We start from the raw sequence: 12,140 nt of genomic DNA on the forward strand, positions 1-12,140 counted from the left end.
GGTTGCGTCCACGGACGTGGTGTATGAGTTTCCCCAGCTAGATGGCGTGGCGTCGTGAAATGAGGACGGCCATCGCGTGATCCTTCAGGTTGCGAAACCATGATCGAAGGAGAAGAAAGCGATGGCCGTGAACAACAGTGTGGACCCCGCAAGCTGGCTGGCGGAGCAGATCGAGCACAGAGATCAGGATCTGTTGCGATCCATGGTGAAGACCATGGCCGAGGCATTGATGTCGGCCGAGGCCGACGGCCTGTGCGGCGCCGACTACGGCACCCGCAGCGACGAGCGCACCAACCGCCGCAACGGCTACCGCTCCCGCGACTGGGACACCCGCGCCGGCACCGTGGAGCTGGCGATCCCGAAGTTGCGCTCGGGCTCCTACTTCCCCGAATGGCTACTGGAGCGCCGTCGCCGGGCCGAACAAGCCCTGATCAGCGTGGTGGCCACCTCGTATCTCCTGGGCGTCTCCACCCGTCGGGTGGACAAGCTGGTCGAGCAACTGGGCATCAAACACATCTCCAAGAGCCAGGTCAGCGAGATGGCCAAGGTGCTGGACGCGCAGGTGGAGGCCTTTCGCACCCGCGCGTTGGACGCGGGCCCGTATGCGTTCGTGTGGCTGGACGCACTCACCCAGAAGGTGCGCGAGGGCGGACGGATCATCAACGTGCATGTGCTGGTCGCCACCGCGGTCAACGCCAACGGCAACCGGGAGATCTTGGGGTTGGAGGTCACCTCGGCCGAGGACGGCGCCGGCTGGCTGGCGTTCCTGCGCGGCCTGGTGGCCCGTGGCCTGGCCGGGGTGCAGCTGGTCATCTCTGATGCGCACACCGGGCTGGTCGGGGCGATCGGCGCGACCTTGCCCGGCGCGTCCTGGCAGCGTTGCCGCACCCACTACCTGCGCAATCTCTTGACGACGGTGCCGAAGTCCGCCCAGCCGTGGGTGGCGACGCTGGTGCGCACCATCTTCGATCAGCCCACCGCTGAGCAGGTGCGCGCCCAGCACACTTGGGTGATCGAGGCTTTGGAGGCGAAGTATCCGGCCGCCTGTGAGCACCTGGACGCTGCCCGCGAGGAGCTGCTGGCTTTCGCTGCGTTCCCTCGGGAGATCTGGAAGCAGATCTGGTCGAACAATCCGCAAGAGCGGCTGAACAAGGAGATCCGTCGGCGCACCGATGTGGTCGGTATTTTCCCTGACCGTGGCTCGATCGTCCGGCTGGTTGGTGCGGTGTTGGCCGAGCAGACCGATGAGTGGACCGAGGCTCGCCGTTACATGGGTCTGGACGTGTTGGCCAAGGCCCGGCTGCGCATGATCTGCGGCGACACACCGCAGCAGAATCCGATCCCGCAGACACTTACCGCTTAACCTGCAGAAATAGGATCACGCGGAGATCAACTCATACACCACTCCGCTGGACGTGACCCCGGGACACCTCGCGCTGACCGTACTCCCGCTGCCCGGTCGCGGTGCGCGGGGGCGGGCTCAGCAGCCCGCGCTGCTCGTAGAATCGCAGCGCGCGGGGCGTGGTGCCCGCCGCGGCCGCCGCGTCGCCGATGCGCATCGGTCCTCCCAGCAAGCCCTACAGTTCGACGATGACGGTGCCGAAATGCCGTCCCTCGATCATTTCCTGCAACGCCCGCGGTGCGCAATCGATACCCGAGACCCGAACGTGCGGGAATGTGATGTCGCCCGCGCGCAGCCAGCCGCCGAAGCGTTCGAGCCACTGGGATCGCGCCTGCTCGTCGAGGCCCTGGAAGGCCCGCATCGAGATCCGCTTGAGGATCAGCCGGTAGGTGTCGAGCTCGACCGGCGCCGTCCCGCCCGTTCCGTGGGGCGACATCTGCCCGGACAGCGCGCCGACCAGGACGAACCGGGCTCCGGGCCGGGCCGCGGCCACCGCCGCCTGGAGCTGGTCGCCGCCGACGTTGTCCAGGTAGACGTCGATGCCGTCGGGGGCGGCCTTCGCAAGCTGCTCCTCGATCGGCGCCGCGCCGCGGATCACGGCCGCGTCGTATCCCAGCTCGGAGATCAGCCGATCGGCCTTCTCCCGCGAGCCGGTGCTGCCGATCACCTGACCGGCGCCGAGCAGCCGGGCGATCTGCCCGGCCAGCGAGCCGACCCCGCCCGCGGCGCCCGAGACGAACACCGTGTCCCCCCGCCTGACCGCGGCGTCCCTGGTCAGCGCCGCGTAGGCGAGCCCGCCCTGACCCAGGTGCGCGACGGGGTCGGGTAGCTCGTCGCCCAACGGCGTGACCTGGCCGACCGGCACGACCGCGTACTCGCGCCAGCCCAGCCAGTGTGAGACCAGGTCACCCGCCTGCGGCCCGCTGTTCCCGGCGGCCGACACGACCTCCCCGATCGCGGGCCCGATCAGGGTGTCGCCGGGGCGCAGCGGCGGTATGGGCGCCCCCTCCACGCTCCCGCCGATCAACGTGCGGAGCGCGGCGAAGACGTGGAAGAAACGATTGCGGACCAGCACCTGGCCGTCGTCCGGCACGGGCAGGGGGACTTCGGCGATGACAAAATGCTCTGGCCTGGGCAGCCCGTCCGGCACGGTGGTGAGCCGGATTTCTCTCGACGTTTGCGGCAGAGGCGGCACGTTACGCTCCTCAGATCTACGGGCAGAAGGGTGCCGAGACCCTAACCCCTGACCCGCGCGTCAAGGGCAACCCCGCAGGTCGATCACACGGTGATTCATGATCGAAGTGAGCGCGGGCAGTAGGCCGTGGGGCCGGCTTGGAACTCCTGACACAATGATCCTGGCGATGGCGCGCTCGCCCGGCGGCGAAGCGGCGTAGTGCGACGTGTGCTCTGTACACGTCGCGTGTGAGCCCGACGACATTTGTCCAAGACTGATAGCCGGCAGCCCATGCATCGTCTTCTGCATGAGTGAGTACAACCTTGAGCAGTCGCATGGGATGCACGTGGTCCACGACGGCCCGCGGGAGGCGCCGCCGTTGTTGCTCATACACGGATCGGGGTTCTCGGGCGCTTCCTGGAGCCCGGTGGTCCCGGCACTCGCCGGCCGCCATCACGTCATCCGGGTCGATCTCCCGGGCTGCGGCCAGTCCCCGCCCGCGCTGTCATACGACGTGCCCGTGCAGGCGGGCCGGGTGGCGGCGGTGCTCGACGACCTCGGCCTTCGTCGCGTCACGACGGTCGGGCACTCCAGCGGCGGCTACATCGCCACCGCGCTTGCCGAACAGCGCCCCGACCTGGTGAGGTCGCTCGCGCTGATCAGCACCGGTCCGAGTCCCGATGCGCTCCTTCCGCAGCCGTTGCTTCTTCGGGTCCTGCTGGCCCCGCCTCTCGGCCCGCTCCTGTGGTCGAGGCGTTCGGACGCGATGATTCGCAGAGGGATAAGCACGACGTGCGCTCGCCCCGTGGATATCCCGGACGACCTGGTCGCCGATGTACGGGGCACCACGTACCGCACGTTCAGGACGGTGCTGCGCCGCAACACCGCGTACATCGCCCAGCGGAGCGTGTCCGAACGTCTCGTCACCCTCGAAGTCCCGATGCTGGTGATCTTCGGCACTGCCGACCGTCGCTGGGAGCCGTCGTCGGCGCACCGGTACGACGCGGTGCCGAACGCGCGGGTCGAGCTGCTGCCCGGGGTCGGGCACATACCCATGTTCGAAGCGCCCGAGATGACCGGCGAACTGCTGCTGGGCTTCACGGCAACTGCCGCTGACAGCCCGCCGGCGATCCCTGAGACCTAGAATGGTCACGTGCTGTCGACCGGGACGCCACCCGACTGGGCGTGGGTGGACATCGCAGTCCCGCGTCGGTCAGGTCGGCCGGGGATCAGCATGGCCGGGTTCCGCCAACGTGCCCCCGCACTCGTGGACATCGCCATGGTCGCGCATCCATCCGTCACCCTGATCATCGACCTGAGCGAGGGAGAAGGCCTCGTCTACGACACCCAAGGCCGGCACGAACGCGGCAGTGTCGTCGTCGGGCTCCTCCCCGGCGATCTTCGAGCAACTGGCCGGGGGGTCGGCGAGTGCCTCCAGATCCGGCTGGAGCCGGCCGCGGCGGCCGCGGTGTTCGGCGCAGCGACCGAGCTCAGCGGGACGGTGGTATCCCTCGAGGATGTCTGGGGCCGCGACGCCGGGCGAGCCGAGGACAGGCTGCGCGCCGCCGCGTCGTGGGACGAACGGTTCACGATCGCGGCGGAAATCCTCGGCCGGCGGCTGGGCGCCCGCCCACCCGTCGATCCGGAAGTCGTCCACACCTGGCGGCGGATGCTCACCAGCCGGGGGCGGGTGCGGGTCGACGGCCTGGCGGACGAGGTCGGCTGGAGCCGCAAGCGCCTGTGGTCCCGCTTCCGGTCCCAGCTGGGTATCACACCCAAACGCGCCGCCCGACTGGTGCGGTTCGACCACGCCGCCCACCTTCTCGCTGCGGGTCACGCCGCCGCCGGCGTCGCCGCTGAGAGCGGCTACGTCGACCAGTCCCACCTTCACCGCGAGGTCAAGGCGTTCGCCGGGCTTACGCCCACGGCCGTAGCCGTCGCGCCGTGGCTCGCGATCGACGACGTTGCGTGGCCGGTGGCCGTTCATGCGGGGTAGGCGTGGGTCTCGGTGGCCTTGACCGCGGCCCAGATCTCCTGGCCCGGAGTCAGGTCGAGGTCGGCGACGGCGGCGGGGGTGACGTCGGCCGAGGCGGTGATCGGCCCTTCCAGGTGGATGCGGACGTTGTCGCCGTGCCGTTCGATGCCCTCGATCGTGGCCTTCCACAGGTTTCGGGGGCTGCCGTCCGGGCGGGTGCGGTACAGGGCGACGGCGGCGGGTGAGAAGGCGACGAACGCCGGGCCGTCGAAGGACTCCGCGACGCTGAAGGACACGTCGCCGACCGTGACCTGCCGGTCGGCGGAGACGCCCCGATACAGGTTCAGGCCGACCAGGCGGGCGACGTAGTCGGTGCGCGGTCGGCGGGCGACCTCAACCGGCTCGCCCTGTTGCACGATGGCGCCGTTCTCGATGACCACCAGCCGGTCGGCCAGGACCATGGCGTCCAGCGGGTCGTGGGTGACCAGGACGACGGCGCCGTCGAAGTCGGCCAGGTGACGGCGGAGCTGGGAGCGGATCTCCAGGCGGGTGTGGGCGTCCAGCGCGGCCAGCGGCTCGTCCAGCAGGAGCATGCGCGGCCGCACGGCCAGGGCGCGGGCCAGGGCGACGCGCTGGGCCTGGCCGCCGGACAGCTGCCGGGGCCTGGCGTCGGCGTGCTCGGTGAGGCCGACGCGTTCCAGCCAGACGGCCGCGCCGCGGCGCGCGTCGGATCTGGAGGCGCCGTGGCAGCGAGGGCCGAAGGCGACGTTGTCCAGCGCGGACAGGTGCGGGAAGAGCAGATACTCCTGGAAGACCATGCCGATCGGGCGGCGCTCGGTGGCGACCGTGTGCAGCGGCCTGTCGTCCAGGTCGATGTGGCCGGCCGACAGGGCGGTGAGCCCGGCCAGGGCACGCAGCGCGGTGGTCTTGCCCGCGCCGTTGGGGCCGAGCAGGGCGACGACCTCGCCCGCGGCGACGGTGAGGTCGATGTCCAGGCGGAAGCCGGGGCGTTCGACGATGAGGTGGGCGCTCAGGGTCACGGGCTGTTCACCCACCGATCGCGCAGGCTGGCCAGGATGATCACAGAGACGGCCAGCAGGACGAGGCTGAGCACGATCGCCGCCTCCGGTTCGGTCTCCAGGGCGATGTAGACGGCCAGCGGCATGGTCTGGGTCTGCCCGGGGAAGTTGCCGGCGAAGGTGATGGTGGCGCCGAACTCGCCCAGGGCGCGGGCCCAGCACAGGACGGCTCCGGCCACGATGCCCGGAGCGATCAGGGGCAGGGTGACGCGGTGGAAGATGGTCCAGCGGGAGGCGCCCAGGGTGGCGGCGGCCTCCTCGAAGCGCAGGTCGGCGGCGCGTAGCGCGCCTTCGACGCTGATGACCAGGAACGGCATGGCGACAAACGCCTCGGCGATCACGACTCCGGCGGTGGTGAACGGCAGGGTGATGCCGAAGGCGGAGTCCAGCCACTGGCCGACCAGGCCGCGCCGTCCCAGCACGAGCAGCAGCGCGACGCCGCCCACCACGGGAGGCAGCACGAGGGGGACGGTGACCAGGGCGCGCACCAGCCGCCGGCCGGGGAAGCTGACGCGGGCCAGCAACCACGCGAGCGGCACCCCGAACAGCAGGCAGAACAACGTGGCCAGGGACGCGGTCACCAGCGACAGGCGCAGCGCCTCCAGCACCTGCGGCTCGGCCAGCCGCTGGGTCAGCGTGGACCAGGGGGCACGCAGCAGCAGCCCGGCCAGCGGCAGCACCAGGAAGAGAATGCCGATCACGGCGGGCAGGACCAGCACCCACGGCAGGCGGCCCGCCACGCCGCCGGACGGCCTGCTCGCCCGATCGGGGCGGCGCTGGGCTCCGCCCCGATCGGCTGGTGTCGCTGAGGATGTCATGACGATGTCAGGGGGCTTCGAATTACGGACTCACCAGGTGAGTGTGGTCGGCGATCTCCACGACGACGTTGGTGGACTTGATCACGGCGACCGCCACCACCCCCACCTCCAGGCCCAGCTCGTCGGCGGCCTGGCGGCTCATCAGCGACACCACCCGATAGGGTCCGGCGGCGATCTCGACCTGGGCCATCACCGCGTCCCTGATCACCTCGGTCACGATCCCGCGAAAGCGGTTACGCGCCGAAGAACCCGAGTTGCTCTCGGCCTCGATCTGGGAGCGCGCGAACGCGGCCAGATCCGCACCGGCCACCGTCCGGTGACCGTGCTCGTCGCGGTGAGCCGGGAGCCGGCCGATGTCGACCCATCGCCGCACGGTGTCGGGGCTGACCCCGAGCAGCGAGGCGGCCTCACTGATCCGAAACGTCGTCACAAACAATCACCATACCTTCGCATATTCAGGCCCCGATACCCGGATTACATGGCAATCGAGCCAAGACCTATTGCTTTCCCTGGCACTTGAGATACTGGCGACGGTGTTCGACCATCGCCACCGACCACCGATCCGGATGACCGGACCGGGCGATGGCGCCCCGGCTCGATGACCCGGGCCGGCCGATCCCCTGACCATCCCGAGGGTGGGTGACCTGGCACGGAGCCCTGGAGACACGGCGTCCGGCCTGGCAATCATGGTGATCGACGGCTTCGGCATATTCGACCGTATCGAGGAATATCTCCTTCAGGGCCGAGTAAGCGTGATGTCGGATCTCATGGGATCGTTGCGCCTCATGAGCAGATCGTTGAAGGTAACGCGTGTCTTGCTGGTGGCAGCCTTCGCCGCCGGCCTTTCCGCCTGTTCCGGCGGGGGCGACCCCGAAGCGGCCACGGCGGCGCCCGTCGTCACCGTTACGGTCACCGCGTCGCCTACTCCTTCGGCCTCCCCCTCCGACCTCCCGGACCCCTCGAACGCGGATTCCCCGGAGACCCCGCTTCCGGAGTTGCCGTCGATCTCGGCGACGCCGAGCGCGAGCGACTCGACCGTCGTCAGGGGCACCGACGCCGAGATAATGGGCCCGGTCAAGCTGCTGGGAGCCAACTCGATCACCGTGACCCCCGATCACGGCAGCTCCCAGAAGGCCGAGCTCACGCCCTTCACGGTGGTGCTCGACCGGCGGGGGACGATCTGCGCCGAGGGCGGGTTTCCGCACGAGTGCAACGTGAAGCAGATGCGGAAGACGCTCACCTCGGGCGGTTCCCTCTACGCCAAGGTGACCATCAAGGACGGCGTGGCCACGCAGATCGAGGAGATGGCCAAGAAGTAACGGTTCGACCGGGAAGTCTCACGGCACATCCATGCCGTGGCCAGGCCGTTGACGACCGCGTGGTGACCTATCCCCCGTAGCGGGCCGTCAATGCGGTCGCCGGATACGGTGGTGGCGGTGGCCGTGGGGAAGGGGCGTGGCGTGACGACGGGGGAAGAAGGCTTCGATCGTCGGATCGAACCGTTCCGGACGGAGCTGCTGGCGTACTGCTACCGGATGCTCGGCTCGGCTCACGACGCGGAGGACCTGGTCCAGGACACCTACTTGAGGGCGTGGCGGGCGCGGGAGCAGTACGACGATACTCGCAGCTCACTGCGTACCTGGCTCTACCGGATCGCGACGAACGTCTGCCTGACCGCCCTGCAGGTTCGCGGCCGCCGACCGCTGCCGTCGGGGCTGGTGGCCGCGTCCGATCCGCTCGGGCCGCTCGTCCAGGGAGAGCGCGCCGCCTGGCTCCAGCCCCTGCCGGACTCGTTGCTGGACGCGGGCGATCCGGCTGAGACCGTGATCGACCGCAGCAGCCTGCGCCTGGCGTTCGCCGCCGCCCTGCAGCACCTGTCGGCGCGTCAGCGCGGTGCGCTGATCCTGCGTGACGTGCTCGGCTTCTCCGCGTCCGAGGCGGCGGAAATCCTCGGCACCACCGTCGTGTCGGTGAACAGCTCCCTGCAGCGGGCGCGTACCCGCGTGAAGGAGGTCGGGGTCCGGCAGGAAGGGATCGGCGAGCCGTCCGCGGCCGAGCAGCGCGCCTGGGTCGAGCGCTACATGAAGGCGTTCGAGCTCGCCGACGTCGAGGGCCTCAAGCGGCTGCTCACCGAGGACGTGGTCATGGAGATGCCGCCGATGATCAACTGGTTCTCCGGGCGTGGCAACTACGGCCTGTTCATGGAATGGGTCTTCGGGGCGGCCGGGAAGAACTGGCTTCTCAAGGAGGTCACCGCCAATGGCGGCCAGCCCGGATTCGCCGCCTATCGGTGCGTCGGTGACGGGTACGAGCTGCACACCCTCCAGATCTTCACCGTCACCGCCGAGGGCATCAGCCGGAATTCGGTGTTCCAGGATTCCGAGGTCTTCGCGGCTTTTGGTCTGGCGGCCGGACTCGACGCCCAGGGGCTTGCCGACGTCGGAGGTCGCGTCTAGCCGGGCGAGGGGGATGTCAGCTCGAGTACGGCAGCGCCGATCCGTGGAAGAACCGGGCCGGCTCCCTGTCGAGCATGCCGCGAGATCTCTCGACCGTGGGCGCGATGAGTTTCGGCCCCGCCGCCGGTATGTAGTGACGAGTTCGCCGGGATACCCCGGGCGAACCGATCACAAGGGAGAATCCGATGTCGAACAGTCGTGTGGAAGACGAGGCCGCGATCCAGGCCGTGCTGGCCGATTCCTACAAGGCGTGGGAGGCCGGCGACGCCGACGGCATGGTCGCCAACTACACCGCGGACGCGACCGCCATCATGACCGGCTCGCTCCGCGACAGCCGTGACGTGATCCGTCAGAACATGGCCCTGGGCTTCGAGGGGCCGCTCAAGGGCAGCTCGACCTACAACAAGCAGCTCGGCATCCGCTTCGTCGGCAGGGATGGCGCGATCGTCATCAGCGAATCCGCCATCCTGTTCGCCGGCGAGACCAAGGTTCCGGACGACCTGCGTAAGGTGAACGCGACCTGGGTCTTCGAGAAGCGGGACGGCCAGTGGCTGATCGCCGCCTATCACAACAGCCCGGTGCAGGCGTCTGAGCAGTGAGCCGCGGCTGCGCCGCGCGAGGTGGCCCCCGGGACGTTCGATGCCGAGCCGGTCGTCGAGTGTTTCGATCACCGATTCCACACACCGGCGCAGCCACATCGGTCGCGGTGAGCGAGACCGGCGTTCGGGTTCCCTGGTGAGATCGAGACCCCGCCGCGCGCATGTCGTGCGCGACCTGTGTGCTGGAGAAGCGTTTTAGCGTCGTGCACGGAGAAGCCGTCAGCGGCTCGGCGCCGAATGTGAGGGAGTCGCGCGCCCTCATGTTCGGCGCTCAGGCGGTGGGCGAGGAATCCGGGTACTGCAGCGCGTGTGCCAGGGTGGGCCGGATGTCGAACAGGTGCACCAGCCCGGTGATGGTCAGGCGGCGCCGCAGGTTGATGTCCACTCCGGCGAGGATGAGATGGATTCCGGCGGTGCGGGCCTGCTGGAAGGCCACGAGGAGTCCGGAGAGGCCGGAGGAGTCCCAGAAGGACACCTGCGACACCTCGATGATCAGTGTGGAGAGGCGAGGCGTGGCCAGCGCGGCTTCGATCTCCCGCTGAAACCGGGGCGCCTGTTCGAAGTCCAGGGCGCCGCCGGCGTGCATGACCAGCGTGCCGGCACGGGTGGCGGCGGTGAGAGGGAACCTCGGCTCGGCGGAGTCGTCCATCGTGGTGATCAAATCTTTCTGAGCGGGGCCACTGGACGGATGGCTATCCAGAGGGACTGCTCCTTTCTACCTGATTGTTCCCCTTGTAACCTGCGACGTATGGGTGTCACGACCGCGGGCGGTGGGCAGAGCCGGTGACCGTAACCACTTTCCCCAACCGGTCACAGAGGCGGAGATGACCATAAGCTGGCAGGAAATGACGAGTATCCAGTGCCCGGAGCCGCCTTCGCCGACGAGGTCGTCCCGGTCGCTGCCCAGGACAAGGCAGGGACGCCGGTGAGTGCGGCCGCCGTCCGGTTCAAAGGACCCGAGGACCTGCCCCCCGAGGTGTTCGACCGCGTGCGGTTGGCGGCGGTGCGCGCCAGCGGCCTGCTGGACACCGCTCCGGAGCCGGTGTTCGATGATCTGGCCGGCCTGGCCATCACCATCACCGGTGCGCCGATGGCCTTCGTCACCGTGGTCGATGAGCGGCGCTCGTTCTGGAAAAGCGCGATCGGCCTGGGAGAGCTGCCGATCGAGGAGCGGCAGAACGCGGCGGAGGCGAGTTTCTGCCACCTGGTGGTGGCCGCCGACGGGCCGCTGATCGTGACCGACGCGGCCACCGACGAGCGGGTGCGTACGATCTCCTCGGTCACCGAGATGGGGATCGGCGCCTGGGCCGGCTACCCCATCCACTCTCCGGACGGGCAGGTGCTGGGCACGTTCTGCGTGGCGGACTCCGTTCCCCGCGACTGGACCGAGACGCAGATCAAGACACTGGCCACCCTGGCGCGCGCGGTCACCGGTGAGATCGCCCTGCGTGGTGCGCTGGAGCACATGCGAACTCAGGTGACCGATCTGCAGGCGGCATCTCAGGCGGCGACGGCGCTGGCGCGTACCTTGCAGGACAGTTTGCTGCCGCCGGTTCTGGCCGAGCCGCCCGGTATCGAGGCCGCCGCCCGCTACCTGCCCGCCGGCCAGGGCGTCACCGTGCTGGGCGACTTCTACGACCTGTTCGCCGCCTCGCCCTCCCGCTGGTGTGTGCTCATGGGCGATGTGGCCGGCCACGGGGTGGAGGCGGCCAAGGTCACCGCGCTGGCCCGCTACACCGTGCGCGCCGACGCGCCCCATCACATCTCCTCCAGCCGCGTGCTGGAACAGCTCAACACCGCGTTGCTGGCCCAGCGGGTGAGCGTCCAGCGGTTCCTCACCGCCATCTGCGCGATCTTCCGCACCGACGGGGTGGGCATCACCGGGGTGCTGAGTACGGCCGGGCATCCTTCGGCGCTGGTGCGTCACGCCGATGCGAAGGTGGAGGAGTTGCGCTCCGCCGGAGCGATGCTGGGAGTCTTTCCCGACGCGGGCCTGACCAACGCCCGCTTCACCCTGCACCCGGGAGAGGTACTGCTGTTCTACACCGACGGTGTCACCGAGGCCCGCCGACCGGCCGATGGGCGACTGTTCGGCGAGGAGCGCCTGAACACGCTGCTGTCCGACTGCGACGGCCTGGACGCCGCGGCCGTCGTGGAGCGCATCAGCGAGGCCGTCCTGGCCTACTGCGAACACGACTCCGTCGACGACATCGCCCTGCTGGCGCTGCGCGTCCCGCCCATCCGCGAGGCCTGAGAGGGGAGAGGCCGGTCGTTTCCGGTCTCCGTCCAGGGAGCGCGAACGGATCCCGGAAATGAGCGCGCCATCCAGCGCCTCCCCCTCGGCGCCGACCTCACGGTGACCGTGCAGCGGTGGCCGCCGTCCGCGCTCCGGCCCGCCACATTTGTTTACCGCGAGCGCGACGGGTAGGGCGATGGGTGCCCAACCATCGCCGAAGAAAAGAGTCTGGCCATGACCGAAAACGTGTGGGACTACCGTTCCGAGGCCCGTAGCGGCGACCAGGCACTGGATCTGGTCGGGTTCGACGTTGAGGCCACCGACGGCAAGATCGGCTCGGTGGACGAGGAGAGCAACGCCGTGGGCGACAGCTACGTCGTCGTCGACACGGGTTTCTGGAT

13 protein-coding genes are annotated in these 12,140 nt (G+C 69.2%); 7 read left to right on the forward strand and 6 right to left on the reverse strand.

Annotation, left to right across the window (positions count from 1 at the left end):
- The first annotated feature begins 121 nt into the window (after positions 1-121).
- A complete protein-coding gene (locus tag CHC08_RS46520) occupies positions 122-1,363 on the forward strand; it encodes an IS256 family transposase (RefSeq protein WP_089213735.1) in 1,242 nt (413 codons plus the stop codon).
- 31 nt (positions 1,364-1,394) lie between these two features.
- On the opposite strand, the gene CHC08_RS46525 is transcribed toward CHC08_RS46520, so the two are convergent.
- Both CHC08_RS46525 and CHC08_RS46530 read right to left on the reverse strand, forming a co-directional pair.
- Positions 1,395-1,559 carry a MerR family DNA-binding transcriptional regulator gene (locus tag CHC08_RS46525; RefSeq protein WP_218825830.1) on the reverse strand — a complete coding sequence of 55 codons (165 nt, stop codon included), beginning with the start codon at positions 1,557-1,559 and terminating at the stop codon, positions 1,395-1,397.
- 18 nt (positions 1,560-1,577) lie between these two features.
- Positions 1,578-2,597 carry an MDR family NADP-dependent oxidoreductase gene (locus tag CHC08_RS46530; protein WP_089213771.1) on the reverse strand — a complete coding sequence of 340 codons (1,020 nt, stop codon included), beginning with the start codon at positions 2,595-2,597 and terminating at the stop codon, positions 1,578-1,580.
- A 286-nt stretch (positions 2,598-2,883) separates the two neighbouring features.
- Between CHC08_RS46530 and CHC08_RS46535 the strand changes: the two genes are divergently transcribed.
- Positions 2,884-3,720 carry an alpha/beta fold hydrolase gene (locus CHC08_RS46535; RefSeq protein ID WP_089213772.1) on the forward strand — a complete coding sequence of 279 codons (837 nt, stop codon included), beginning with the start codon at positions 2,884-2,886 and terminating at the stop codon, positions 3,718-3,720.
- A gap of 9 nt (positions 3,721-3,729) precedes the next feature.
- Positions 3,730-4,572, forward strand: coding sequence for an AraC family transcriptional regulator (locus tag CHC08_RS46540; RefSeq protein WP_245878995.1), 843 nt, complete (start codon positions 3,730-3,732; stop codon positions 4,570-4,572).
- On the opposite strand, the gene CHC08_RS46545 is transcribed toward CHC08_RS46540, so the two are convergent.
- From CHC08_RS46545 to CHC08_RS46555, 3 genes are read right to left on the reverse strand one after another with little or no spacing between them, the layout of a single operon-like run.
- Positions 4,560-5,591, reverse strand: a complete 1,032-nt coding sequence (locus CHC08_RS46545; protein ID WP_089213773.1) for an ABC transporter ATP-binding protein — start codon at positions 5,589-5,591, stop codon at positions 4,560-4,562. The two genes, CHC08_RS46540 and CHC08_RS46545, sit on opposite strands and share 13 nt — an antisense overlap.
- Positions 5,588-6,448: an ABC transporter permease gene (locus tag CHC08_RS46550; RefSeq protein WP_089213774.1), complete on the reverse strand. Its 861-nt coding sequence runs from the start codon at positions 6,446-6,448 to the stop codon at positions 5,588-5,590. Before CHC08_RS46550 ends, CHC08_RS46545 begins: the two co-directional genes overlap by 4 nt.
- 22 nt (positions 6,449-6,470) lie before the next feature.
- Positions 6,471-6,878, reverse strand: a complete 408-nt coding sequence (locus CHC08_RS46555; RefSeq protein WP_089213775.1) for a TOBE domain-containing protein — start codon at positions 6,876-6,878, stop codon at positions 6,471-6,473.
- Between the two features lie 355 nt (positions 6,879-7,233).
- Here CHC08_RS46555 and CHC08_RS46560 point away from each other — a divergent pair, with 355 nt between their 5' ends.
- The 3 genes from CHC08_RS46560 to CHC08_RS46570 all read left to right on the forward strand — a co-directional run bounded on the left by CHC08_RS46560 (position 7,234) and on the right by CHC08_RS46570 (position 9,503).
- Positions 7,234-7,767 (forward strand): hypothetical protein, encoded by a 534-nt coding sequence (locus CHC08_RS46560; protein WP_143653684.1) that lies wholly within the window; start codon positions 7,234-7,236, stop codon positions 7,765-7,767.
- A gap of 141 nt (positions 7,768-7,908) precedes the next feature.
- Positions 7,909-8,904, forward strand: coding sequence for a sigma-70 family RNA polymerase sigma factor (locus tag CHC08_RS46565; RefSeq protein WP_245878996.1), 996 nt, complete (start codon positions 7,909-7,911; stop codon positions 8,902-8,904).
- A gap of 185 nt (positions 8,905-9,089) precedes the next feature.
- Complete coding sequence (locus tag CHC08_RS46570) at positions 9,090-9,503, forward strand: SgcJ/EcaC family oxidoreductase (protein WP_089213778.1); 414 nt, start codon at positions 9,090-9,092, stop codon at positions 9,501-9,503.
- 271 nt (positions 9,504-9,774) lie between these two features.
- On the opposite strand, the gene CHC08_RS46575 is transcribed toward CHC08_RS46570, so the two are convergent.
- Positions 9,775-10,152 (reverse strand): STAS domain-containing protein, encoded by a 378-nt coding sequence (locus CHC08_RS46575; RefSeq protein WP_143653685.1) that lies wholly within the window; start codon positions 10,150-10,152, stop codon positions 9,775-9,777.
- Positions 10,153-10,362: 210 nt separating this feature from the next.
- Here CHC08_RS46575 and CHC08_RS46580 point away from each other — a divergent pair, with 210 nt between their 5' ends.
- Positions 10,363-11,757: a PP2C family protein-serine/threonine phosphatase gene (locus CHC08_RS46580; protein ID WP_089213780.1), complete on the forward strand. Its 1,395-nt coding sequence runs from the start codon at positions 10,363-10,365 to the stop codon at positions 11,755-11,757.
- The last annotated feature ends 383 nt before the right edge of the window (positions 11,758-12,140 follow it).

Origin of the sequence: Streptosporangium subroseum (assembly GCF_900188345.1) — a bacterium.
Lineage (GTDB): Bacteria > Actinomycetota > Actinomycetes > Streptosporangiales > Streptosporangiaceae > Streptosporangium > Streptosporangium subroseum.

What these genes read in the sequence shown, in the direction of transcription:
- CHC08_RS46570 (WP_089213778.1), top strand. Translation starts at nt 9,090, where the DNA reads ATGTCGAACAGTCGTGTGGAAGACGAGGCCGCGATCCAGGCCGTGCTG.
- CHC08_RS46550 (WP_089213774.1), bottom strand. Translation starts at nt 6,448, where the DNA reads ATGACATCCTCAGCGACACCAGCCGATCGGGGCGGAGCCCAGCGCCGC.
- CHC08_RS46575 (WP_143653685.1), bottom strand. Translation starts at nt 10,152, where the DNA reads ATGGACGACTCCGCCGAGCCGAGGTTCCCTCTCACCGCCGCCACCCGT.
- CHC08_RS46560 (WP_143653684.1), top strand. Translation starts at nt 7,234, where the DNA reads ATGAGCAGATCGTTGAAGGTAACGCGTGTCTTGCTGGTGGCAGCCTTC.
- CHC08_RS46525 (WP_218825830.1), bottom strand. Translation starts at nt 1,559, where the DNA reads ATGCGCATCGGCGACGCGGCGGCCGCGGCGGGCACCACGCCCCGCGCG.
- CHC08_RS46520 (WP_089213735.1), top strand. Translation starts at nt 122, where the DNA reads ATGGCCGTGAACAACAGTGTGGACCCCGCAAGCTGGCTGGCGGAGCAG.
- CHC08_RS46535 (WP_089213772.1), top strand. Translation starts at nt 2,884, where the DNA reads ATGAGTGAGTACAACCTTGAGCAGTCGCATGGGATGCACGTGGTCCAC.